At 39.4% G+C, this 24,255-nt stretch carries 21 protein-coding genes and 1 pseudogene; 20 read left to right on the top strand and 2 right to left on the bottom strand.

Annotation, left to right across the window (positions count from 1 at the left end):
• Positions 1 to 108 precede the first annotated feature (108 nt).
• The 6 genes from LKD42_RS12005 to LKD42_RS12035 all read left to right on the top strand — a co-directional run bounded on the left by LKD42_RS12005 (position 109) and on the right by LKD42_RS12035 (position 6,066).
• Positions 109 to 642 (top strand): CinA family protein, encoded by a 534-nt coding sequence (locus LKD42_RS12005; protein ID WP_173897937.1) that lies wholly within the window; start codon positions 109 to 111, stop codon positions 640 to 642.
• A complete protein-coding gene (locus LKD42_RS12010; protein ID WP_248835832.1) occupies positions 623 to 1,747 on the top strand; it encodes a hypothetical protein in 1,125 nt (374 codons plus the stop codon). Before LKD42_RS12005 ends, LKD42_RS12010 begins: the two co-directional genes overlap by 20 nt.
• Before the next feature lie 67 nt (positions 1,748 to 1,814).
• The gene (locus LKD42_RS12015) at positions 1,815 to 2,531 is read left to right on the top strand and encodes a metallophosphoesterase (RefSeq protein ID WP_248835833.1); all 717 of its coding nucleotides are present in this window, start codon (positions 1,815 to 1,817) and stop codon (positions 2,529 to 2,531) included.
• Between the two features lie 92 nt (positions 2,532 to 2,623).
• Positions 2,624 to 3,955: a transporter substrate-binding domain-containing protein gene (locus LKD42_RS12020; protein WP_248835834.1), complete on the top strand. Its 1,332-nt coding sequence runs from the start codon at positions 2,624 to 2,626 to the stop codon at positions 3,953 to 3,955.
• 131 nt (positions 3,956 to 4,086) lie between these two features.
• A complete protein-coding gene (locus tag LKD42_RS12025; protein ID WP_248835835.1) occupies positions 4,087 to 5,322 on the top strand; it encodes a response regulator in 1,236 nt (411 codons plus the stop codon).
• A gap of 552 nt (positions 5,323 to 5,874) precedes the next feature.
• Positions 5,875 to 6,066: a hypothetical protein gene (locus tag LKD42_RS12035; protein ID WP_248835836.1), complete on the top strand. Its 192-nt coding sequence runs from the start codon at positions 5,875 to 5,877 to the stop codon at positions 6,064 to 6,066.
• A 97-nt stretch (positions 6,067 to 6,163) separates the two neighbouring features.
• Here the strand turns inward: LKD42_RS12035 and LKD42_RS12040 are convergent, their stop codons facing one another.
• Positions 6,164 to 6,427 (bottom strand): hypothetical protein, encoded by a 264-nt coding sequence (locus LKD42_RS12040; protein WP_173897943.1) that lies wholly within the window; start codon positions 6,425 to 6,427, stop codon positions 6,164 to 6,166.
• 154 nt (positions 6,428 to 6,581) lie between these two features.
• Complete coding sequence (locus LKD42_RS15515; protein WP_408610707.1) at positions 6,582 to 6,896, bottom strand: DUF6431 domain-containing protein; 315 nt, start codon at positions 6,894 to 6,896, stop codon at positions 6,582 to 6,584.
• A 54-nt stretch (positions 6,897 to 6,950) separates the two neighbouring features.
• Between LKD42_RS15515 and LKD42_RS15520 the strand changes: the two genes are divergently transcribed.
• The 14 genes and pseudogenes from LKD42_RS15520 to tnpA form a co-directional block, all read left to right on the top strand.
• Positions 6,951 to 7,193 (top strand): helix-turn-helix domain-containing protein, encoded by a 243-nt coding sequence (locus LKD42_RS15520; protein WP_408610708.1) that lies wholly within the window; start codon positions 6,951 to 6,953, stop codon positions 7,191 to 7,193.
• Between the two features lie 583 nt (positions 7,194 to 7,776).
• Positions 7,777 to 7,929, top strand: coding sequence for a hypothetical protein (locus tag LKD42_RS12045; protein ID WP_243871955.1), 153 nt, complete (start codon positions 7,777 to 7,779; stop codon positions 7,927 to 7,929).
• A 13-nt stretch (positions 7,930 to 7,942) separates the two neighbouring features.
• A complete protein-coding gene (locus LKD42_RS15260) occupies positions 7,943 to 8,296 on the top strand; it encodes a hypothetical protein (protein WP_243871956.1) in 354 nt (117 codons plus the stop codon).
• 27 nt (positions 8,297 to 8,323) lie between these two features.
• Positions 8,324 to 8,395, top strand: a complete 72-nt coding sequence (locus tag LKD42_RS15440) for a hypothetical protein (RefSeq protein WP_334301365.1) — start codon at positions 8,324 to 8,326, stop codon at positions 8,393 to 8,395.
• Between the two features lie 246 nt (positions 8,396 to 8,641).
• Positions 8,642 to 14,839 carry a SpaA isopeptide-forming pilin-related protein gene (locus LKD42_RS12055; RefSeq protein WP_248835837.1) on the top strand — a complete coding sequence of 2,066 codons (6,198 nt, stop codon included), beginning with the start codon at positions 8,642 to 8,644 and terminating at the stop codon, positions 14,837 to 14,839.
• 181 nt (positions 14,840 to 15,020) lie between these two features.
• Positions 15,021 to 15,563, top strand: a complete 543-nt coding sequence (gene lepB, locus LKD42_RS12060; RefSeq protein ID WP_248835838.1) for a signal peptidase I — start codon at positions 15,021 to 15,023, stop codon at positions 15,561 to 15,563.
• A 56-nt stretch (positions 15,564 to 15,619) separates the two neighbouring features.
• Positions 15,620 to 16,831: a DUF7601 domain-containing protein gene (locus tag LKD42_RS12065; RefSeq protein WP_248835839.1), complete on the top strand. Its 1,212-nt coding sequence runs from the start codon at positions 15,620 to 15,622 to the stop codon at positions 16,829 to 16,831.
• Between the two features lie 100 nt (positions 16,832 to 16,931).
• Complete coding sequence (gene srtB, locus LKD42_RS12070; protein ID WP_248835840.1) at positions 16,932 to 17,834, top strand: class B sortase; 903 nt, start codon at positions 16,932 to 16,934, stop codon at positions 17,832 to 17,834.
• The gene (locus tag LKD42_RS12075; RefSeq protein ID WP_248835841.1) at positions 17,821 to 18,510 is read left to right on the top strand and encodes a Spy0128 family protein; all 690 of its coding nucleotides are present in this window, start codon (positions 17,821 to 17,823) and stop codon (positions 18,508 to 18,510) included. Before srtB ends, LKD42_RS12075 begins: the two co-directional genes overlap by 14 nt.
• Before the next feature lie 3 nt (positions 18,511 to 18,513).
• Complete coding sequence (locus tag LKD42_RS12080; protein ID WP_248835842.1) at positions 18,514 to 21,000, top strand: hypothetical protein; 2,487 nt, start codon at positions 18,514 to 18,516, stop codon at positions 20,998 to 21,000.
• 94 nt (positions 21,001 to 21,094) lie between these two features.
• Complete coding sequence (locus LKD42_RS12085; RefSeq protein ID WP_248835843.1) at positions 21,095 to 21,571, top strand: RrF2 family transcriptional regulator; 477 nt, start codon at positions 21,095 to 21,097, stop codon at positions 21,569 to 21,571.
• A 129-nt stretch (positions 21,572 to 21,700) separates the two neighbouring features.
• Positions 21,701 to 21,847 carry a hypothetical protein gene (locus LKD42_RS12090; protein ID WP_248835844.1) on the top strand — a complete coding sequence of 49 codons (147 nt, stop codon included), beginning with the start codon at positions 21,701 to 21,703 and terminating at the stop codon, positions 21,845 to 21,847.
• Positions 21,807 to 23,366: a helix-turn-helix domain-containing protein gene (locus LKD42_RS12095; protein WP_248835845.1), complete on the top strand. Its 1,560-nt coding sequence runs from the start codon at positions 21,807 to 21,809 to the stop codon at positions 23,364 to 23,366. Before LKD42_RS12090 ends, LKD42_RS12095 begins: the two co-directional genes overlap by 41 nt.
• A 218-nt stretch (positions 23,367 to 23,584) precedes the next feature.
• A pseudogene (gene tnpA / locus LKD42_RS15525) lies at positions 23,585 to 24,074 on the top strand (IS200/IS605 family transposase); the annotation flags it as partial.
• Between the last annotated feature and the right edge of the window lie 181 nt (positions 24,075 to 24,255).

The raw sequence follows: 24,255 nt of genomic DNA on the forward strand, positions 1-24,255 counted from the left end.
ATGGACGCACCCTGAAAAAAGACGGTATCCCGCCAGATTTCAGATGCTCTGGTAACTCAGTTACCGAGTAGTTCACAAAATATGGAATTCAGCAGGAAGGAAATAAACATGACAAAAAAATATGATGAAAAAGAAATAAGAGCAGATTACCGCAGACTCACAAAATTACTGATCGAAAAAAAGTTGACGATCACCACGATGGAATCGGCAACATCCGGGCAGATTGCTTCTCTGATCACAGATACAGAAGGCTCATCGGCAGTTTTAAAAGGTGCGTTTGTTACTTACTGCAACGAAGCGAAGATCATGCAGGGCGTTCCGGCAGAAGTCATTGATAAATACACGGTTTATTCCACACAGACCGCAGAAGCAATGGCAAAAGCCTGCACAAAAGCCTACCGTGCAGATATCGGCATCGGAGTGACCGGAACCATGGGAAATGTCGATCCGGCAAATCCGGAAGCATCCATTCCTGGACAGGTTTATTTTGCAGTTGAAATGGACGGCAAAGTCAGATCCTATTATGTGGAACTTAAGCCGCAGCCGACAAGACGGGCCTATAAGCTGGCAGTTGCCAAAGAAATTTATGATGCAGTCATGGAGCAGATGGAGGAAAGTCAGCATGAGACAGCAGGAGAATAAAAAAGAAAATTTCCGTGAGAATCCCACAAAATTAACCTGGATTCCGAAGGTTTATAATTATGCAGAAAGAACGGGCAATCTGAAAGCAGAAGCCGTCGGTGTGGTCAGCGGAGAAAAACATTTCCCGGTGTTTGAAGACCGGATGGTGTTTAAACCACTCACAAAATCAAAGCCATTCTCTACCCCATTGTTTGCCTGTGCAGAAGTATTCTGGTCCTGGGTGATCGATACTTATTTTGTCCCGGCACCTTTGTATCAGCTTGCCTTCTGCAGAGGATATGAGGCAGAATGTGAGAAATATTATGATTACGGAACCGTATCGCCGATGATCTACGAAGAAGGAGAACATCTTCTGAACTTACTGGAGTTCTTTCGAACGTATCCGGATGAAAAAGTTCAGATTGACGATTACTTAAATTATTGTCAGATGTTTTATGATTACACCGAAATCCTGGAGGCAGATTACTTTCAGACACACCGGGGAATCGCAGAAGATCTGGCAATGCAGATTCTGATCTCGGTTCTGAAAGGCGATCAGAATTACCATTATGAAAATATTGCGTTTGTATGTGACGCATCCGGGCAGATTCTGAGGCTGGCACCGATGATCGACCACGAATTTTCCACCTGTTTTATGTTTCCGGATAACCTGTCAAGGCACAACTACTGGTTCGGTGAACTGCAAAGATCCATCGAAGGAAAGCCTGTCCAGCCGGACGAATACAAAGATTTTCCAAATGAAAAAGAACGCAGACTGATGGAAAAAAGTGCGACCTGCCTGCATCGGAATCTCGTCTATATCAAAGAACATTATCCGGAAGTGACGGCCTCATTTCTGAAAAATGTAAGCAGACTGAAACGCGATCTTTTGCAGAAAAGAGAGAGCTTTTTTATCCGAAAAGCAAAAGATTATCCGGGTCATGCAAATTCCGATGCCTATCGAATCGGAAAAGCCAGATACAAAGATCACGATGAAGAAAAGGCGGCAGCTTTCGAAAAACAGTACGGCGGAGAAGGAAAAGAAATATCCTTTGATCTTATGAACTGCCTGATTAATTATGAAGTACAGGAGATCATAGAGCAGATGGAGAGGATACTGAGATAAAGCGATTATAAAAGAAGCAGTTGGCAAGTTGAAAAATATTGCAGATGAGAAAGAGAGCGAGAGATAGATGAAAGTTTTGGTAATTCCTGATGTACATCTGAAACCGCATATGTTTCGGCAGGCAGCAGCTATTATGAATACAAGGGCGGCAGATCGTGCAGTATGTCTGATGGATATTCCGGATGACTGGGACAGAGAATATGACATTGCACTTTATGAAGAAACATACGACGAAGCGATAAGATTTGCTGCAAGATTTCCGGATACCGCCTGGTGTTACGGAAATCATGACCTCAGCTACTTCTGGCACTGCCTTGAGAGCGGATACAGTTCCATGGCATCCGCAACGGTACAGAGAAAGCTTCTGGAACTTCGCAGAACGGTTCCGGAAGATCATCCGATCCAATTTGTTCAGAAAATTGACAATGTGCTGTTTTCCCATGGCGGAGTGCTGAACTATTTTGTTGAGGAATATGTTCCAAAATCAAAATACCACGATGTAGATGCCGTTGTGGAAGAAATCAACAAATTGGGACGCTTAGAGATGTGGAATGACATGTCACCTGTCTGGCTGCGTCCGCAGCATCCCGGCATACGTCTGTATAAGCCGCGGAAACTGCTCCAGGTGGTAGGACACACACCGATGGATAAAATAACAAGAGAAAAGAATCTGATCAGTACGGATGTATTTTCCACTTACCGGGACGGCAGACCGATCGGAACACAGGAATTTTTGCTGCTTGATACCGTAACCTGGGAGTATAAGGGGGTAAAATGCCTGTGACCGAAGATGAAAAAGTAATTTACAAATTTTTAAGATCAAGGGTTTTCAAGAGATATATCTGCATTTTATTATGCCTTGTTTTATATATTACTGTGCTTCCCCTTTCTGTATCGGCAGAGGAAGCAAAAAACCGAACAGTCAGAGTAGGCTGGTATGAAGGAACTTATAATACCACAGAACCAGACGGTAAGAAGAGAGGCTACAGTTACGAATATCAGCAGGCAGTAGCTGCACATACAGGATGGAAGTATGAATATGTGGAGGAAAGCTGGGCAGAACTGATGAATATGTTGAAGAGTGGAGAGATCGATCTGATGGGAGACATCTCCTATACAGAGGAACGTTCCACTTCCATGCTCTTTTCAGAACTGCCTATGGGCGAGGATAAGTATTACCTTTATGTAAATCCTTCTGATACGGATATTTCAGCTTCAGATCTGACTACATTGAATGGGAAGAGAATCGGGGTGCTGCCGGATACACTTTCTGCCAGACGGTTCTGTGAGTGGGAGAAAAGCCATGGAGTAGACACGCAGCAGGTTGATATTACCAGCACAGATGATGCCCGTCAGAAACTACAAAATCAGGAAATTGACGGATTTGTTTTAAATGAATCTTCACAGTGGGAAAAGCACAACATTTCCCCAGCACTTCTGATCGGCAGTTCCTATAATTATTTTGCGGTCAGCAAAAAATGCCCGGATCTGAAAGAGGAGCTGGATCAGGCAATGCAGAAGATAGAAAAAGAGAATCCTTTTTATAAAGAAGATCTTTATAAAAGGTATCTTTCAGCAAATCCCATTGAAACTCTTACGGATGAGGAGCAGAACTGGCTGGAACAGCATGGAGCAGTCAGGATTGGATATCTGAAAAAGGATGTGGGTGTCAGTCTTGCGAATGCAGAGTCAGGGGAACCGATAGGAATTCTTAACGATTATATCAGTCTGGCTTCCAATTGCATGGGAGAAAAAAGTATAGAATTTCAGACGACAGGCTTTGATTCTCAGGAGGAAGAGCTGCAGGCATTAAAGGATAACAGGATCGATATGATTTTTCATATGAATCAGAACCCATATGAAGCTGAGCAGAACGATATTATATTGTCAAATACTGTTTTTGAAGTCCATGTTGCAGTGCTCACCGGCGTTGCGAAGTTTGATGAAAACGGGGAAAACACAGTGGCAGTGAGCAGAAATAACCTGTTGGGAAAGTGGTATATTTCTTTTAATTATCCTTTCTGGAAAATAAAGGAATATGACTCATCTGCTGAGGTTGAGAAAGCAGTTCACAGTGGTGAGGCAGACTGCTTTGTTGTGAAGGCAGGACAGTCATTAAAGACGCTGGCAAACAGTAAAATGCACAGCGTTTTTCTTACAAAATCCGCGATTCCTGCTTTGCAGTCACCAGAGAAAATACAACATTAATGAATATCCTGAATAAAACCATTCAGACTCTGCCTGATTCAAGACTTTCAAGCCTGTTTTCCGTATATGAAAACGCACCGGGAAGGGTTACTTTGGCAGAATACATAAAGGATAATTTGCGGGGAGTTTCCATGAGTTTTGTAAGTGTGACCCTGGTTATTATACTGATTATATTTTACCTGATGATGAAAGCAAGAAAAGCCCAGATTCAGGCAGAAAAGGCCAATGCTGCCAAATCGGATTTTCTTTTCAATATGTCACATGATATCCGTACACCGATGAATGCCCTGTTGGGATACAGCGAGTTGATGAAAAGGGAACTGACAGATCCGAAGCTTCTGGATTATCAGGAGAAGATGGAACAGTCCGGAAATCTGCTGCTGTCTATTATCAATAATGTGCTGGACATGGCCAAAATTGAAAGCGGTAAGATGGAACTGGATGAGAATTATGTGCAGATCAGAGATATTTATCATGGAGTTTACAAAATTTTCCAGGCAGAAGCGGAGAAAAAGGGTATTCACCTTGAGATGGAATATGAGGTGCAGCATGAACATGTAATCTGCGATGAGACAAAGAACAGGGAAATTTTCCTCAATCTGATCAGCAATGCGGTAAAATATACAGCTTCAGGGGGAGCAGTTACCATAAGGATTACAGAGCTTGACTGTGACAGGAAAGACTATGTGAGGATACAGACTCAGCTAATTGATACCGGTATTGGAATGAGTGAAGAATTCCTGCCATCCCTGTTTGAGGCTTTTGCCCGGGAACGCAATACAACAGCCGCAAAGGTTGCAGGAACAGGTCTGGGAATGCCGATCATAAAGAAATATGTTGATATGATGGGCGGAACCATTAAAGCAGAAAGTAAGCTGGGAGAAGGAAGCAAATTTACAGTTATCATGGAATACAGGATTGCGGATAAGGGTTACTACGAGCAGGTTACAGATCTGTCCCCGGATACAGAGGAAACAGACTGGATTAGCGGAAAACATGTTCTGCTGGCTGAGGATAATGAGCTGAATGCGGAAATCGCAGAGTTTATCCTGGAGGATATGGGACTTATAGTTGATCGTGTTGAGGATGGAATTCAGTGTGTGGCAAGGATGGAACAGAAACCGGCAGGAACCTATGATCTGATCCTTATGGATATTCAGATGCCGAACATGGATGGATATAAGGCAACTCAGACAATCAGAAAACTGGCAGATGAGAAGAAAGCTTGTATTCCCATCATAGCTATGACAGCCAATGCATTTGAGGAAGACAGAAAAAAGGCATTGGCAAAAGGAATGAACGGACATATTGCAAAGCCTGTTGATGCAGAAAAGCTTAAGAAAACCATTCTTTCAGCTTTACGGTGAGATGGTATTTGTTGGAGAGCATACAAAAGTGTCCGCTTGGCCGGATCTATTAGCAAAGACAATGAATACGGCATTTGATCTTGATGCATTGACTTCATAGGTATTGTGTGTTTCAGGATGACTATCCAAGCTGTCCCTGATTTATGAAAATAAACCAACAGTATATACTATATATTGTAGCTCAAGTATGTCTAAAGAAGAAAAAGCAGGTGTTGATCATATGTTTGAGATGATGATGGCTTCTAAGCAACAACTGCTTTTGAAAAAGGCGATGTTTAATGAGTAAGAACAATTCGGTTGTGTTAGCGACAAACAAATTTACGAAATAAAAAAATTAGTTGCTGAAACAAGACCAAAAGATTATCAGAGACTCAGTTTTGATGAAGAAAACAAAAATCATTCATGTCCTTTGTCATATAGTTTCTGTATATTTTTTGGAAGTTTGTCAGGTAACATGGCATTTATAGCATCTTCGTTACCATCTTTCATTGCTGTTTCATAATACCAGCACTTAAATTTTAAAAGCAGCAGTTAGATATAAGTGTAGTATCTATGGATAAAATTATATCCGGAAAATACCTGTCATACCTGTTTGATGAGCAAATTTCAGAGGGTAGACTTTCTGCAGAAGAGTGTTTGATTTACATGAAAATGCTCATTTATTGTGAAGCGGCGAATTGTCAGCGGAGGAAACTGCACGATAAAATCGGCAGTTTTCCCTTCCTGACTGCGCAGCTTATCTGAAAAAAGCATTTTCTGAGCAGAAGAACGGCACAATCTCGTAGTTTTATCTTATGGGAGCATACTGCTCTTATAAGATAAGGCCATGAGCACGAAGTGGTCACGCCTTAAAAACAGAATACATATGCGGCATAAGTGCTTCGAGTCCGCCACGCTGATACATGGAGACCCACTTTTCTATAGTTTTGTAATTGTACTCTACGACAGAACCATCGGGCAGAGTGAAAGGAGAACTGGCGACTCTTTTGTAGTAAGCAGTTCGGGATGGATCAGGATAGAGATCCTGAACGACAGGTGCTATGACACCGAAGCGGAATTGGGCTACTTCGGCAGCTCTTTTGATATCTTCTTTTTGATTGTTCATAGTATGATTACCTCCTGTGAACTCATGGTAAAACATACGGAACGGAGATAGAATGCCCGTGTCGTGTGAAACGCAAAAAGAACAGAATGGTCAGAAAACGGTCTGCCGGTAAGACACCGGATTGGCATGAGACTGAAGAAAAGAGACGGAGGTCTTAAGTACAAAGCCAGAAGCAAAAGAAGACACCGTAGGTATTGTAAGGAATGATCAGATCCGGGAGGATCGCGTGGGTGTGTCCACAACTGCAGATAACCCGAATGACTTTGATTGTATGATAAACAGGGCGTCCCTGGATGAAATCAATTAGATTTCGCTCGTAAGAAGCATGAGTGGTGCAAGAATGAGAGGCTCCACAAACAGGACAGGATTCCATTTCAGGGCGGAATCCAGCCATAAAAGAATCAAACAGTAATTTAGAAGAAGATTTTATACGAATTAACTTGTAAAACAGGGAATTTTTTCTTATCATAATAGTGTTAGTGTGACTGCTATTAGCAAATAGCCGTTATCCTTAGGACATACAGTGCATGAAATTCATCAGTATGATATTCAGAAAAATGGAGAACTGATTGATACGCTGGAATGCTATCTGAATCATAAACAGAGTATTCGGAAAACTTCTGAACTAATGGGCGTGCATGCCCGGACAGTTTCGTATCGTTTGCAAAAAATAGTAAAACTAACGAGGATAGACTTTGATAATATAGTTGAGATGTTAGCTGTCCGAAATGGAATTATTATATTAAAAATATTGGAATTGTTATAAAAGATAACGAATCACATGGTTAGTGTGGTTCGTTTTTTTGTTTTATGCACCAGAGGTTCGCTCTAACGGGTGTAAATCGTGTTCTGCAATCTGTTATCAGCTTGCCAGTGAAAGTCTGGTCAGGGTAGTCGCCAGTGATCCTTGTAGCGAGCCTTCAATGCTTTTTGGTGACTGATCATGTTGAAGCGAGGTATGCCTGTGAGAAACAGGTGAAAAATAACAGTCCGTAACATAAAGTGAATCCTGTAGCATCGTTACGTTAGCCCTGTAAGAGGACAAGAGAGAGTCAAGTCACTGACTTTCTGACGAAGACTATGAAAGATGTGGAGATACTGGAGTACAGCATTGAAGAACCCTTCGGTGTAGAGGGAGAGGAGTGTTATGAAAGACTTTCTTGGATTCTGTTACCAGAAGTTTGAAAAAATCCAAAATGGAACACTTCTTGCAAAATACACACACCATATTTGCAATTTTTGTGCATTATAAAAAACAGAAAGAACGATATACTATTATAGTATTAAGGAATATTTTTTTTGACATGAACTAGTACCTTTAAGGGCTGAGTTTTGTAAGAGGTAGGGGTATGGAACAGGAAAAAACAATAGATTGCACAAATAAGGACTTTGGCAGGTTTTATGTAGTATTAAAATTAAATCTAAAGACAAATGGTTATGAATGCATTTACTCACATAATCAAGAGGTTTATGAAATAGCAAAAAAAGACAGAAGATTATGATACGTTTATTCAGATGTATATAGAGAGATTTATTCATGATGCTGATAAATCAAAGTTGCACGATTTCCTGTTAAGCGAAAAGCTAACAGAAAATCTGGTTTATGGCTATGCAGAGCAGGATATTGTATACCGTAGAATAGAGAGTGAAAAATCTTATATAAAGATGAGGGCTAAAAAATATGTGGATATAAAAGATAATATAGCAATGATCACATTACATAATGTAAAAAGAACCTATAGATCAGTAATGGAAATGAAACGAGAACTCCAGAAGAACGAGAGCGATAAGAAAAAGCATTCAAAAGGTCTTACTATAGACAAGTTAAATGCACTTAGTTATGAAATCTGCAGACATCATCATGAATGATATGACGGGGCAGGGTATCCGGATGGTTTGCAAGGAGAAGAAATTCCTCTTTGTGCACAGGTTGTGGGACTGGCTGATGCATATCATATGATGCCTTAGTTAGTCCTCGTCCATATAAAAGAAAACTGAGCCATGGAGAAGCGTTGCAAATGATCCTGAACGGGGAATGTGGCTCATTCTCCCAACCGCTGCTTCATTGTTTTCTGGAAGCGGCAATGCAGAAGGAATGGATAAAAAAGGCAGATAGCTGAGAAATAGGAAAATATATTTTGAGGAGGAATTTGCGTGAAGAGAAAAAAGATATGGCTAAGATGGATAGCCTGGATACTTTTATTGGTTTTGTGTATGAATAGTGCAGGAACGACAGCTTTGGCAGTTTCTGCAAATGAGGAGAGTATTCTGAATATAAATGGTTCTCTGGAGGAAGAAATGCTTTCAGAAGAATTTATCTCAGAGGAGGAAAGCACATCATCGGCGGAAGAGACTCAGAAAGAAGAAATTACACCGCCGTCGGAAGAAACTCCGGGAGAGGAACTTACTCCCCCATCAGAAGAAACTCCGGGAGAGGAACTTACTCCCCCATCAGAAGAAACTTCGGGAGAAGAACTTACGCCACCGTCAGAAGAGACCCCGGGAGAGGAACTTACGCCACCGTCAGAAGAGAGTCCGGGAAAAGAAATTACGCCGCCGTCAGAAGAGACCCCGGGAGAAGAAATCATTCCCCCATCAGAAGAGATTCCAGAGGAAAAAATTACTCCATCCACAGGCGAGGTTAGAGAAGAAGAAAAAGCCTTTGAGGAGCAGATTGCACAAGAGGAATCACCAAAACTTCAGGAAATTTCCGAAGGATTTGATATTGATTTCTATGTTATTATCGATGGAAATAAGGTAAAGCTTCAGCATAATGACATTACCGGCATTGCAACATGGAAAGACGGAAGAACTACCTACCATGGTGTTTCCATTGAGGACCTGCTCCGGATATATGAAGAATTTGGATTTGTGAAAAACAGCGAGAGTCAGAATCCGGATGCGATAAAAAAGTTTGTATCTGCATACCGGGGAAAAAGCAGGATAGAATACGGAGAAGTTTATACAGACACAAAATCCGGAAAGACCTATGTTTCTTACAACTATGGCCAGAATAAACAAGGGGAAGCGGTAGATGTTTACTACCTTCCAAATGGAAAAGGCGTTGCATTAAATTTAAAAGATTCTGTAAAAAAGGACAATTCGTTTTATTCCGTAGAGGTAAAGGGCGAAGGGCAGGATCGGATCCGTTATGCATTAACAGGAACTGTAGTGGAAGAAGCTGTGGCTGACTTTAATCCCCAATTGCCAGACCAGACAGACCAGATCGAATGGACCTGTATGGGAACAGACGATAAGGTGATAGATGGTATACGGGAATCGGGGAACCAGACGAGATTCGCAATTGGAAAAATCACACAGTCTTATGTGATCCAGAGAGCGGGCCAGACAGCCTTTGATATTCAGTTTTATATATATGTGGACAATGAGGTTCGAAAGCTGCCGGCTGATTCTCTGAAAAAGGTGTATAAATGGAACCGTCAGGGCAGATGCTATTTATCTGTCAGTGATCTTGCTGAGATTTATAGAGAGTTCGGCTTGAATGCAGAGGAAACACAGTCCGGACATTATTTTCCATATACAGTCCGTGGTGAGAAGACATTAGCACAGGCGACAATGGTAACTTATAAAGGACAGCAATATGTATCTTATAACCTGGACAAGCAGGAAGCAACTGTACCAACAGACGTTTATTATATGCCAAAAGGAGCATCTGATGGCGAAAAAATTCCGGATAATTATTCAGACCAGATTAAGCAGAATAAGAACAGTTTCTATTCGGTTACAGTGATCAATCCGGATGGAAATCGAACGGTGAGTTACTATAAGAAAGATTCTGCGGTCACAATTTCCGTTGATCCAGGAGATACGAAGGAAAGCGACTGGCTTTGTGCCAGTGAGGATGAAAATAAAACAATTTCTCCGGTGAAACAGGGCGATAAACTAACCTTTTCTATTGGGAAGATAGAGCAACCATATACGGTTGCATGCAACACTTTTGCACCAGCAACCTTGAACATTAAATTCTATACTTTTGTAAATAATGAGAGATATAATGTTCTAAACGAAGAAATTCCTGTTATAAAAGATACTACAACAAAGCCGGGAACAGTTTATTATTATATTTCTAATGATGAGTTAAAAAAGCATTTTGAAAAATTTCATTACGATGGTTCTATTCAAAATGGAGCAAAAGAGCGTTTTTATTATTCCAAGAGAGATTACGATACAATCCATAATGCAGGGAAATACACGATAGAAGGTCATGAATGTATTTATATAGGAAAGTCCGGAGAGCCGATGGATGTGTATTACCTGCCAGACGGACAGAATATAAGCACCATGAGTGCAAAGACCTTACTCGAACACGACGATGATAGATATAACGGTTTTTACAGTGTGACAGTACAGGATGAAGATGGACAGGTTTATAGCCAAACAGCTTTGCGTGATCTTCCGGCAATTGATTTTGTTGCAAGAAAGTCAACACTTACAAGAACTGTTAGTACAAAGCCGCGTGTAGAAGAACAAACGCAGGATATAAACTGGGAATGCAGAAAGGAAGATGGTACTCTTTCAGCAGCTACATGGAGTAAAAATGAAGCAGAGCATACCATGAGCTTTACTATTCAGCCTGATGATGCAGTACGGCCCTATGTGATCGTTCCTGATAATACAGAAAAATCGGCAGCAACAAAAGAAGCAAATATTAGTTTTTATGTATTTATCGATGGACATTATAAGCTGATAAAAAATATTAATGCTGAGCAGCATTACATAATCAAAGCAAACAGTGGCCGATCCAGTCGTTATTATTTGCGAGCCACACCAGATGATACGATTTCTAAAATTTACAGTGAGTTTGGTTTCACCCCGGATAAACTGGAACCGGAAGCAGATGGCAAAGAAAAAATCCTGTTTGGTTATGCGACAGACAGCCGAGTATTTGTACAGCATCCTTATAAGGACAACGATGGTACATGGTATATTCCTGTCCTGAAAAACGGGAAAGATGTATCTGTTTATTATTTCTCAAAGCCAAATCCACTGAATCCGGATAGAATTGAGAATTATTTTGATCGTTTAACCGGACTTTCTTCGCAAGTTGGGCTGGCAGGAAGACATTTCAGTGTAGAAGGAAGCTTTCATCTGATCGAGGTGCTGGATCCACTAAACCTGACAAAGAGACAGGCGATTAAGAGACAGTATGTTGGAAATGGTGAAGCATATACTGTGGAAGTACCAAAGAGGGCAAGTTTAGAAGGTGAGTATTATGACAAGGAGATTGTCTGGAGTTGTACATCTAATGACAGGGACGAAAATGAGGTTCTTCCGGAACCGTCCGGAGATGATAAGGTAAAATTTGAAATTCCGAATGTTAACTCATCTTATGAGGTGATCGCAGACAAACCCCAGGACCCCGGAACAGTCAGAGTGATCTATAATACGACCCGTTATATGAAGAAGCTTCCAAAAGAATCTAAGCTGACCCCTCAGGTTGGAAATAAGACAAGACATACAGATGATTATGAGAATGAAATAGAAGCTGGAAAACATAACGTCAAGTCACCATATCCGCTAGTTTATGATCATGAAGATAATGACAGCAAAGAGTTGGAACAGTATGAATTCGATCATTGGGATTACAGAAACAAAGACGGAAAGTGGCAGGAATGCGGTGCAGGGGATTCTATTTCTGATCTTATAAATAATAATGCAAGACAGCCAATCACCCTCTATGCAGCGTGGCGTAAGGTTAGTAACCGAGATCGAAAACAGGTACAGTTTTATATCTGTAAGTCAGCAATGCCGGAAGATGGTTCGGTAGCATTACCAACCACGAATGTAGACGATTATACAAGTGCGGTTGCAGTGGCAAACTGTAATGTGAAGGCAAGTAAAGTGCATGATGTTCCAGTTCTTGGAAATAAGAATCCATCTACGTGGGAACAGTATGCGGATGGAAATAAGAGAGTGCAAGAACTTTTGCAGGGAACAAAACCAGATGAGGGATATATTGGAAATGGAGACTATATCTACAAGATAGATAGAATTCCTTCCGATGAAGAGGTATTCCAGACAATTCGTGAAAGTGGACGTATGATTCGCATCGGAGACAGGGAGATTCCGCCATCGAAATTAGATACCGAATTCTTCACCATTTATTGGTATTCTTTCAAAAGTGAAATGTCTGATGGGTGGCATATTGACGGACGTATTGTAGCAAAAAATGGTTACCTGACAGTAAAGAAAGATTTTGTCGGAATGCCGGAAGCAATAGAGGAAGTCAGGAAAGATTATTATATCCAGGTAGATATGGATGAAAAGCTTTTAGATGGAAAACCTCAGCCACCTGCATTTCATCAGCACATGAAACTTGTGCTTCCTTCTGAAGATAATCAGACGCCGGACACAGAAGCCGCGCAAGCGGAGGATGCTCCGATAGAAGTTGTGGGTACTTGGAATGATAAAACGCATACAAGTTGTACATGGATCGTTAAGGCAGACTCATTCTGGAAATATACGCTAAAAGAGTACAATTATAAGCCTAAAAGTGAGGCGGTAAAATTTTCAGGTTGGTACAATGTTCGCAATTCTCATGAACAAGGAGATAATGTAAATTCCTGGGAAACATATCCAGAAAGTGGAATTCAATTCACAGGACGTGGAATTGGACGCGGTGGTGAGACTCTTACTATTGAATTGGAGAACCGTTATCAGAAAGAGGGAATACTCACACTGAACAAATTTGATGAGTCTACCGGACAGGGAATGGAGAAAATCAATTTTGCTGTCAGTAAGAACGGTGTTGAGGAGGAAACGGTAACAACTGATAAATACGGAATCGCACAACTTCACATTCCGTTACAAGATGAAAACAAACAGAACAGAACAGCAACTGAGACGTATTTGTTGCGAGAGACAAACTTACCGACGGGATATGTAGACACAGGAGATATACAGATCACAGTTGAGATTGCCAATGGAGCATTCAAAATCACTGATGCAAAATTGGTGGATAGGGAGGCTAACGAAAATCAGGAGGCTGTCAAGGCACCAGTTGATGGTAAGATAAACGGAAAATCTGTTCTGCTTCAGCGAGGAGATACCAGCCTTAATATCCGAAATTTTGCTAAAACAGGCACTCTGCATATCAAAAAGACATGGGGAAATCCAAATGATGCACTGATGGAAAAACAGGTGAAAATCAGATTGTATCAGAATGGAATTTCTACAGGACAGGAATTCCTGCTGAATGAAGAGAACGGATGGGAACACACAGTCGACAATGTTCCACTATTCCAGGACAGAAATCCGGTGGAATATAAGGTGGAAGAAATTGAGATAGGAAAGACACATTATTCTTCGGAATACGGGGATGGTTTCCTATATTATGAAGTTATTTATCCAGAGATTCAGTATTTCAATTCAAATGGACAACAATTATTCCCAAAGGATGAGAATGAGTTCAAGGATGTTTCCAAGATGGAACTGGAAGTGCAGAATCTGCATTTCAATCTTGCTGAACGAAGTTTCTTAAAGACGGATGATCTTCCAAGAAACCGACTTGCTGGTGCAGGTTTTCTGTTCTACAAAGTACCGTATGATGATGTTACAAAAGAATATGCGGATGATACAGGATATACAGTAGATTATGACAATACACAGAGCAAAGACGATATCGTTCTGAAAAAGGATGGAAAAACGTGTACGACGTATCGTTCCTTAGAAACAGATGAAAATGGAATGCTTCAATTACCGGAGGACTTTGAGAACGGACGATACTGGATGGTAGAATCTGTTACTCCAAACAAAAAGGACAAAGCAGATAAAACTAAAACACAGTATCAGGATAACTTTAATCTATATATGGTAGATGTAGAATCCGATATTTTATTCCTATATGAGAAATCACCGATGACAAATACCTGGAGAGCTGTTTCGGACAGACATATCGTCAATCATCCGCAAAAAGGCGGGGTGACGGTTGAGATTACAAAGGAAGTCACTGGTCCACTTGGAAACCGCAAGAAGCCATTTGATATGGAAATTCTCTATTGGGAAGATGGTCAAAAGCTGCGTAGCAAGACAATTAGAACTTCTTTGAAACATGGAGATAAAGTTACATTAAAAAATGTAGATATATCTTCGGATATCATAATAACAGAAACTGTTGATACATCAAAATATAATGTCTGGATTTCCCAAAAAGGTAAAGACAATGAGTATTCTCAGCCGAAGCAGGCTAGTCAAAACGGAAATACAGCCATTTTGAGACAGACGATTAAAGGTATGCATGGGGATGTGATTGAGTTAAAAATCACAAACGAAAACACACAATTAATACCGGAAACAGGGGTTCGTCTGAGAACAAGCAGGCATGTATGGTTACTATTCGCCATAAGTATCGTCATGGTTCTGTTTTTCAGGAAAAGACGGGAAATAAGATAGATACTGCTATGGAACAAAACTTGCAAAAATACATCAGCCTTTTTACATGTTTGTTGCATTGGAATAAAAAAATAAACCACTATAATAAGGGGTATAAACTAATGCCTTGGATGTCCGAGTTAAGCTAGAACAAATAAATCCCCTAGAAGGGTATGGGCATCCTTTTTTATGGAAGGATAGGATGAAGAACGAAACTGAACGGTCAGATAAAAACAACAATATAGTACAGGAAACATCTGTAGCACAGGATATTGTTCAGTTGTTATTGAAGATTGCATTTATTGTCTTAGCAGTATTTCTTATTTTTACATTTCTCTATGGAATTGTAAGAATAAATGATGTCTCCATGAAACCGGCAATCAAAGACGGTGATCTGGTCATATATTACCGATTGGATAAAAGGTTTATTTCCGGTGACGTTGCAGTGTTTAAAGATGACGGCAGAACCACGACCGGACGTGTTGTGGCGGTAGCAGGAGACACCGTTGACATTACAAAAAACGGACTGAAGATAAATGGTGCAGAACAGATATCTCAGGACATTTACTTTGATACCACCCAGTTTAAAGATGGAGTGGATTTCCCGGTCACAGTCGGGAGTGGCCAGGTATTTATACTTGGAGATAACAGACCTCAGGCATCGGACAGCCGAATCTATGGCTGCATTGATATAAAAGATGTCAAAGGAAAAGTCATTGCGATTATTCGGAGCAGGGGAATTTAATTACCGGATCCGTTAATCAAATAAAAAACAAAATAATTTACAAGGGAGGAACTACAATGAGCATGAAAAAATTCACTAAGAAAATGCTCGCTATTGTCGCAGCAGGTGCTATGACAATGGGACTGGCAATGCCGGCAATGGCAGCGGAAGGAACAACAGCAGACACAGTAAATAATGCAAAGGAAGCCTATATCAGCAAGGTCTATAATACTGAGGTGGGAAAAGCAGAAACATTCAGCTTTACTGCTACACAGATTACAGATGGAGATGATGTAATAAAGACTGCCCATACTGTTACAATTCCAACAATCAGTTTTGCTGAAACTGATCTTGGAACAAACACAAAAAGAGCTAAGGTTGATTGTGGAACTTTTACTGAGGCTGGTAAATATTCCTATACAGTAACAGAGAATGCAGAAGCTGTTCCAGCTGTAGCAAAGACAGAATATGAAGAGTTAATCATGTCCAAGGCAGAATACAGAATGGATGTATATGTTCAAGAGACAACTAGTGGACTTGAGATTAATAAGATTATTGTAAATATATTAAAAGATGACAAGGGCGAGGAATTTGAAGAAGGAACCGGAATAAGCGGTAAAGTGGATATTGGAGATTCAGACCAGAACGGTTTCAAATTTGTCAACACTTATGTGCAGGAAGCAGGTACAGGTGAAAGACCAGACCCTACAAATCCAGATACTGACTATACTACAAACGGTTCCTTAAATGTATTGAAGAAGGTTGTAAAGAATGTAAACTCTGAAGATGCAACTGCACCTGATTCTAATGAAGAATTTGACTTCACTGCAGAATTTACTTTCCCGGCAGGAACAGATCAGAAAACTCTTGGTGGCGTAAAAGCAAATGGTACTGTGATTGATCTTACAGATGGCAAGACTCATACATTTAAACTGAAAGATAAAGAGAATATGAAATTCACAGAACTTCCAGTAGGAACAACAATTAAAGTTACTGAGGCTGCAAAAGCAAACTACAAAGGAAGTGCTGCTGTTGTAATTAATAATGAAAACAAAGCAGCTGTTGTTGCAACAAAATTTAATGAAGAGATTAAAGTATTGGATAAAGCTGCTAATACTGGTTATAAACTTGGCCAGAAAAAGAACATTGTTGACGTAACCAACAGATTCAACAACGTACCAACAACTGGTATTATCATGAACACTCTTCCATACGTTCTGATGGTTGCTCTTTGTGCTGTAGCACTGTTTGGATTCGTTGCTTTCAAACGCAAAAAAGTACAGAAATAATTACATAAAATCATAGAAGAAACAGCAAAGGGAATGCGTGCGGCGATACTCCGTCGCATTCCCTTTTGCAATAAGAAAGGAAACTTCAGGAATATTTCATATGAAAAAAACAGCAAAGTTTTTAGTCAAAATAGTCGATCATATGGTGAATTTTATAGCGTTATTGCTGATTCTTATGATAATGTTCCTATCATGCTATATGTTATGGGATTCCAATCAGGTATATCAGGCGGCAGATGCGAAGAACTACGAAGCCTATATTCCAACAGAAAAACATACGAAATCTTTTGAAGAATTGCAGAAAATCAATCCGGATATTATTGGCTGGATTCGAATAAATGAAACAAACGTTAATTATCCGCTGTTACAGACAGATGATGATGATACCTATATGAATACGGATGCCGAAGGCAAATATTCTTTAAGTGGTTCCATATTTTTGCACTGTGCAAACAAACCGGATTTTTCCGATTTTAATAATATGATTTATGGACACCATATGGAAAAACACATGATGTTTGGAGATGTGGGGCTATTCGCAGATAAGGAGTATTTTGACGAACATCCATACGGAAATCTTTTTTTTGATGGAAAAGATCATGGAATTGAATTTTATGCATTGATTCAGGCAGATGCTTATAATGAGCGGCTGTTCAGTGTCAGTTCAGAGGAACCGGAAGCAAAACAGGCGTATCTGCAGGAAATATCAAACAATGCTTTACATAAAAGAAACTTTGAACTTACGGAAAATGACCATTTGGTTCTTCTGATAACATGTACCTCAGACATGACAAATGGAAGAAATATATTAGTAGGAAGGCTTACGGATCAGGTCTATCCTGAGAAAGAGAAAGCCAAGAATCTGGGAACTGGAATTGATAAATTAAAAGAAAAGATGATTCAGGTGCCGATTATCTACTGGATACTTTTGCTAATTATCGTTCTATTGCTGATAGATAGAAAATTAAAGAAGAAGGGAAAGAAAAAACATGAAAATCCTTGATTTAAAAAAAGTAACTATCATATTGGTGACTATGCTCCTTTTTCTGAGCATGCAGATATCAGCGTTTGCATCTGATAACTGTACTGTAGTGAAAATTCCGGTGAGACAGATCTTTGACAGTGAAGTGGAAGGTATTGCAGATGAATTCTCTTATATTATGACAACCGATCAAAGCGGTGCCCCGATGCCCGCGGGAGGCCGCAACATGCAGTATTCCTGGACAATGAAAAAGAATGCAGCTACTGAGATTACGCTGAATGTGAAGACAGCAGGACAGTATCACTATACCCTTTGTCAGACAACTGAGAAAAAAGATAATTACAAATATGATCAAAATAAATACCATGTGACTGTCGAGGCTTACTATAATGAATCGAATCAGTTAAAAGTTGTCACAATTGTAGCCAATGAGAAGGGGGAGAAAATAGAAGCGATCTCTTTTAAGAACAGTTATATGGGAGAAGAGAAACCAAATCCAACACAGCCCTCAAATCCGTCACAGTCATCTAGACCGTCCCATTCAGATGGATCAGGAAAAACCAATAGCGTAAAGACCGGAGATGACAGTCCTGTTATGGGATATTTCTTATTGCTGTTTGGTTCGCTGATTTGTCTAAGCATTTTAACATATGAAAGCCAGAGAAGAAATAAGGGAGAATCACAAGATGAGGCATAATATATGGAAAAATACTTGAAGATCATTTGTTCTTGGATTTTGATTTTTTCTATATGTGGTTTATCATTAAATGTAACCGAAGCATCTGGTGCCGGTGTGGAAATGGAAAGGGAATCACAGGAGACGGTGGATTTTATCAGTGACATTGAAAATCAGGAGACAGAACCGGAAACAGAGACCCCAGTGGAAACAGAAGAACCGACGGAATCAGAGGTTCCGACAGAAACAGAGACCCCAGTGGAACCAGAAAATCCGGTTGAAATAGAGGATTCCGCAGATCAGATAACTGATCTGGATGCACCGGAACAAATGTCTGTACAGAGTCTGGAGGAAGAATTACTGGCGGTTGCCGAGAATGGAGAAGAAGCCTCAACAGATAGAGTAGCGTATGTAGATGTCAATGGAAACCCAATTGCAGGAGCACCTTCTGTCATTAAATTTGGAGCAATTGCGGATCATAAAGAGCTATCTATAGAAGGCAGACATTTCGAGTTTAAGAGCGCAAAAGTAGATGGAAAAAACTGTGTATACATCGGAAAATATAACGACACCATTTACTATAGTACAGATGGTGTGATTGCAATTAAGCTGGAAGAAGCTCAGAAATTAACGATGATGTACCAGGAGTATCACCTGGTCAGCATAAAGGAAGTAGTTCCTGATAGTTGTACACCTGGTACAATCACCCAAAAAAATGGCAGTCTTGATGTACCGCTTGATATGTCGAATCAGATTCGTGTAAATGCGGGAGAAAACTTTGTAATTTCAGTAACTCCTGGCACAGACACAGCAAAAGCAAATAATCCCAAAGCGAAAAGATTTATAATCGAATCTGTTGTTTCTCAAGAGGGTGCGACAATTACGAAGGAAAATGGAAATGAAAACAAAGCTACCTATTCTATTAACTTTGTAAAAGACGATACGATTACAATTACCTATAAAGAACAAAGTATTTACAGAATAACCATTAATACAAAAGATATTAATGGGGAAGAATACATTAATATTCCACACAGCGTAGCCAAGGGCTGGGAGTATTTGAAAGGCCAGGACAAAATCATGTGGACTTTTAAACCAGATGATGTGTATGAAATGTCAGGCTATGAATTGGATATTCCAGCTTTTCATACAAATAGAGGCTACCGTGTGATAAATATGGTGGTGAACGGTACTTCCATTCAAGCCTCTTCTGAAAGCGGAATTAGTGAGGTGCCAATAAGTAAAGGTGATGGTGTTTCATCGACTCCAGGTAAATTAAGTTTAATCACCAAGATGACAGATAGCTACACAACTACTAGAGGTGAGGAAAAAAATTGTTCTTATGAATATAAGATGGATTTGAAAGTCCGAACCGGAAAATTTGAGGATTACAATTTTACCTTAGTACCATACAAAGAAGAACGCGGAAGACAGGCTGTGACAGTAAGATTATTAACAGATGGATCCCGAAACGGTGAAGGTCTGGACGTAGTTATGTGGGACTATGAGAAACAAGCACTGGTTCCTGTAAAAGATAATCAAACCATAGATATGGATCCTGTAAAGTATAAAGGAGACACAACAAGACAGGTACGAATTTTCTTTGCCAAGCCAAAAGCTGGGTATGAGTTTGTAAATGGACTTCAGAATGCTGTTGGTGTGTGGTATGGACAGCCACACGGTGACAATCCTCTTGGAGATGGAAAAAAGAATGATGCTGATGCTGGTACCATAGATGCAATGACAGCTACGTCACTTATAAGAGGGAATAATTCATTTAAAATATATGATGATCAATGGCAGGCTGCACAAAAAGCTGCGAAGGAAAAAGGTTATACCAGATATTTAGCGTGGGGAGGGGCAAGACCTTTACTATCAGATAATGGCTGGCGTTTATATTCTGCCGCTTTCATGGTTGCATCCAGCAGCCTATATGTACATTATAATTCTGGTGCAGGTGATGAAGTATTACCTGAGAATGCCGATGTAAAGAACATCCCATATAATAAGGAAACAAACGACAAAAATAAACCGATGCAGTCTTATGGTAAAAATCCATCCACGAATAAAGGCGCAAGAGATATGGGAACGACCTTTATTATGGGTGAAGGCTGGGCAGAACCCACTTGCGAAGGCTATGAATTTATAGGATGGAAGCTGAAAAACAAAGCTGGTAAGTTAAGTCAAGAGACATATAGTAACGGTGACCTCTTTACGATTTCTGATGAGAATTACGGATATGCAAATAATACAGATCTGCCGGTATTCGCATCTAAAAATTATAGCGGCTATCAGATTGTTGCACAGTGGAAAAAAACAGCCAAAAAAGAAATAAAGGTTGAGAATTATCTCAAGATACCGGATGGAACGGAAAAACTTGAGAAGACAACTTCAGGAACCATTTCATTTTCTGCTGACGGTGAGATCGTTAAGGCGTTTGCAAACCCTGAGCCGGATGGTTTTGATGTTTTTTGTTCTTGCGATCAGCATGGTTGGTATGGTATTCTTTAAAGGAATAAATAAGAAGAACTGAAAAAGCTGATAATGAGATAAAGAGGAAAGGTTATACAATATCCCGAATTTATTAGACTTGAGGCGATAAAAGATGAAGCACAAGGATAATAATTCGGGATTTTTCCTGTTTTGGAGAGGAGCAATTATGCAATTAAAAATTACAACGGATTATGCAATCAGAATTGTATATTATCTGGCTTGTCGTAGTGAAGTAATCACTGCATCTGAGTTAGCTTACGAATTAAAGATTCCAGAAAGTTATATTCCAAAGATAACAAAAAAATTAAAAGAAGCGAATATAATTACAGCTTGCGAAGGAATAAAAGGTGGGTATTCACTTGCAAAAAAAACAGAAGATATTTCTCTGTTTGACATAATATCTTCCACGGAAGTAACCATGAAATTAAATCGTTGTTTAGAAGAGGATGGGTTTTGTTCCAGAAATGCAACAGAGCATTGTAAAGTACATAAAATATTGCTGGATGTGCAGCAAACTTATGACAATCTACTAAAGGGCATAAAGGTCTCGGAGATTATAAAACCAGATACCGATGAGTTATCAGAATAGCTAAGAAAACAAACTAGCGAATATGAAAAACAATTATAGAAATAACTCCAACAATATATTAAAATAGATATGGCATAATAAAGCAAAAGAAAGATGAATCAATTCAATTGTAAAAGGAAGGGAATACAAATGGGGTATACAGTAAAGGACTTGCTTGAATCAAACAAATTCCCAGAAATGCAGCTGATAAATGATGATTCCGGAATTGATCGTGAAATTAAAGGAGTCCGAATCATTGAAGTGGCAGATATGGAAAAATTTCTGGGGGGGGGGTGAACTGCTCCTGACGAGTATGAGAGCCTATGAAGCCACAGAGGAAGATGCTTTTTTGTATCATTTAAAAGAATTTGATAAAAAGCAGGTAAGTGGATTTATTGTAAAGTGCTGTCAGAGAACCGAACACCTGAAAAGACTGTTTGATATTTTAATGGAATTTTCACAGGAGTATCATTTTTACGTGATAGAAATTCCTGAGGATTTGCATTTTTGGGGAATTATTAAGCATATACTACTTCAGTTATATGATATCGAAACTGCAAAATTGAAATATTTTAAGATGACACATGATAATTTAAGTAATATTTTACTGAACGTGATAGATTCAAGAGAATCCATGGAGAGAATTTTTTTCTTGATCAGTACCATGCTCGGGAATCCGGTCGGTTTATATAACGCAGATGGAACTTGCTTTTTTCCAAGTAATTCGGAAACACAGGATTTTAGAATGGAAAAAAATATTACGGAATATAAGCCTGAAATTATAACAAGATATCAATATTTGTGTCAAAAAAGAAAAAATACTAACTATATTGAATATATTAAGAAGCTCAATATTTTTGAAAGACAGGAAATGTATTTTGTTGTTTCAGAACAGAATGAACCATTGAGGGAATTGGATTTTATCGCGTTAGAGAATATTATCATTACATTACAGTTTAGTTTGATCAGACATGTAATAGAAGAAAATCTTGAAAAACGATATATCAGAGATCTGGAATATCGTTTGCTAAATGGTTCTCTGTCAAATGATGAAGAAAATGAAGTTGCAGGTATGCATGGGCTTAATGATGCAGAGATATATCGGGTTGTTACTTTCCGTATGGATGCAAAAAAGAATATGGAAAAATTTACCAATGCCCAGATAAAAGAAACAGAAATGGTCGAAAACGAAATTATACGTTATTTACCGAGGAAGCATATTTTTTTGCAAACCAACCAGATTATATATATTCACAGAGAAACAGAACAGGAAAACGGGTTGGAGTTTCGTAAAAAACTGGAGAAACTGCAGCAAACGATACAGGAATTTCTTGTTAATAGGGGAGTTGAAAAAGATTTTTTGATTGGTATAGGTAAAACTGTCACAGGATACCATGAATTGAAGGAGTCTTTTAAATCTTCTAAAATTGCACTTAAATATATTAAAATTATTAGACGAATGATCGGAGACGAGAGTAAGTCAGTTATAGATAGTACAAAGATAGGATTCTTTTATCATGTAATAGAAAAGATGAAAGATATAAATCAGTTGCAAGCGTTTATACCAGAGTCATTGAATAAACTTCGCCAGTACGATATTCAGAAAAATGGAGAGTTGGTTGATACATTGGAGTGTTATCTGAATGTCAACCAAAGCTTAAAAAAGACTTCTGAATTAATGTTTATTCATTATCGAACTGCTTCGTATCGTTTGCAGAAAATAATAGAAATAACGAATATAGATTTTAATAATGCAGCAGAAGTGCTTGGAGTTCGAAATGGATTGATAGCAATTCGGGTTCTTGAAGTAATGTAGAATTTTTAAGAATCTTTTAGAACAATAAGCGGGAATCCTCGGCAATTCAATTACCGAGATGAAAGTGCAGGAGTGTGCATGTCTGCACATTGAAAATAATATAATAATCTCCCTGCCATTGACTCCAGTGACATTAATGCCGTAACCGGCATAGAATCAAACGAAAATATGTTCGACTTTGTATTGCACATTTCCGTGCATTATGCTATACTATATGTATGAAAGAAAAGCTAATATATTATAGAACTTGCGTGTGTAATATCAACTACCATATGGTATGGTCAGTGAAATACCGACGGAAGATATTAAACTCAGGAATTGAGGAATACCTAAAGGAACTGGTGCAGCAGATTGCTGAGGACAAGGGATTTACTGTTCATTTATTTGAACGCAGAGAACCATTCCCCCGCTTCAAGTGTGCAGAGCACTAAGCGACTGCGTTCATGAGCAAGTAGCGAAGCGGATTGTGAATGTCCGCTTTACTGTGGTGAAGGAGACCATGTCCACTGCTTTGTAACAGCTCCACCAAAGCTGTCCATAACAGCAATCGTCAAGTATCTGAAGGGGATTACCGGCAGAAAACTGTTCGAACGTTTTCCGGAAATAAGAAACCAGCTATGGAAGGGAGAGCTGTGGAACCATTCCTATTATGTGGAAACGATCGGATCTGTATCTGAGGAAAATATCCGCCGTTATATGGAACATCAGAGCAAGTCGTATTCATTTAAAGCGGACTGTAAATACCGATCTGCGTTACTGTCTGAGGGGAGAAAGAGGGATGCTGCTGTCACACAGAACATCTGTAAAAATCCGGCCGGAATATTCCAATATCATAGGGCATATGTGTTATGCAGCTTCCAAACTCTGGAATATCTGCAACTATGAACGG

Source organism: Hominisplanchenecus faecis (assembly GCF_020687205.1).
In the GTDB taxonomy this organism is placed as follows: Bacteria; Bacillota; Clostridia; order Lachnospirales; family Lachnospiraceae; genus Hominisplanchenecus; species Hominisplanchenecus faecis.

Coding starts and splice junctions, on each gene's coding strand:
- LKD42_RS12035 (WP_248835836.1), top strand. CDS start 5,875: ATGGATAAAATTATATCCGGAAAATACCTGTCATACCTGTTTGATGAG.
- LKD42_RS12075 (WP_248835841.1), top strand. CDS start 17,821: ATGAAAATCCTTGATTTAAAAAAAGTAACTATCATATTGGTGACTATG.
- LKD42_RS12090 (WP_248835844.1), top strand. CDS start 21,701: ATGGGGTATACAGTAAAGGACTTGCTTGAATCAAACAAATTCCCAGAA.
- lepB (WP_248835838.1), top strand. CDS start 15,021: ATGAAGAACGAAACTGAACGGTCAGATAAAAACAACAATATAGTACAG.
- LKD42_RS12045 (WP_243871955.1), top strand. CDS start 7,777: ATGGAACAGGAAAAAACAATAGATTGCACAAATAAGGACTTTGGCAGG.
- LKD42_RS12015 (WP_248835833.1), top strand. CDS start 1,815: ATGAAAGTTTTGGTAATTCCTGATGTACATCTGAAACCGCATATGTTT.
- LKD42_RS15515 (WP_408610707.1), bottom strand. CDS start 6,896: ATGATAAGAAAAAATTCCCTGTTTTACAAGTTAATTCGTATAAAATCT.
- LKD42_RS12040 (WP_173897943.1), bottom strand. CDS start 6,427: ATGAACAATCAAAAAGAAGATATCAAAAGAGCTGCCGAAGTAGCCCAA.
- LKD42_RS12010 (WP_248835832.1), top strand. CDS start 623: ATGAGACAGCAGGAGAATAAAAAAGAAAATTTCCGTGAGAATCCCACA.
- srtB (WP_248835840.1), top strand. CDS start 16,932: ATGAAAAAAACAGCAAAGTTTTTAGTCAAAATAGTCGATCATATGGTG.
- LKD42_RS15260 (WP_243871956.1), top strand. CDS start 7,943: ATGTATATAGAGAGATTTATTCATGATGCTGATAAATCAAAGTTGCAC.
- LKD42_RS12025 (WP_248835835.1), top strand. CDS start 4,087: ATGAGTTTTGTAAGTGTGACCCTGGTTATTATACTGATTATATTTTAC.
- LKD42_RS12080 (WP_248835842.1), top strand. CDS start 18,514: ATGGAAAAATACTTGAAGATCATTTGTTCTTGGATTTTGATTTTTTCT.
- LKD42_RS12085 (WP_248835843.1), top strand. CDS start 21,095: ATGAAGCACAAGGATAATAATTCGGGATTTTTCCTGTTTTGGAGAGGA.
- LKD42_RS12005 (WP_173897937.1), top strand. CDS start 109: ATGACAAAAAAATATGATGAAAAAGAAATAAGAGCAGATTACCGCAGA.
- LKD42_RS12065 (WP_248835839.1), top strand. CDS start 15,620: ATGAGCATGAAAAAATTCACTAAGAAAATGCTCGCTATTGTCGCAGCA.
- LKD42_RS12055 (WP_248835837.1), top strand. CDS start 8,642: ATGAATAGTGCAGGAACGACAGCTTTGGCAGTTTCTGCAAATGAGGAG.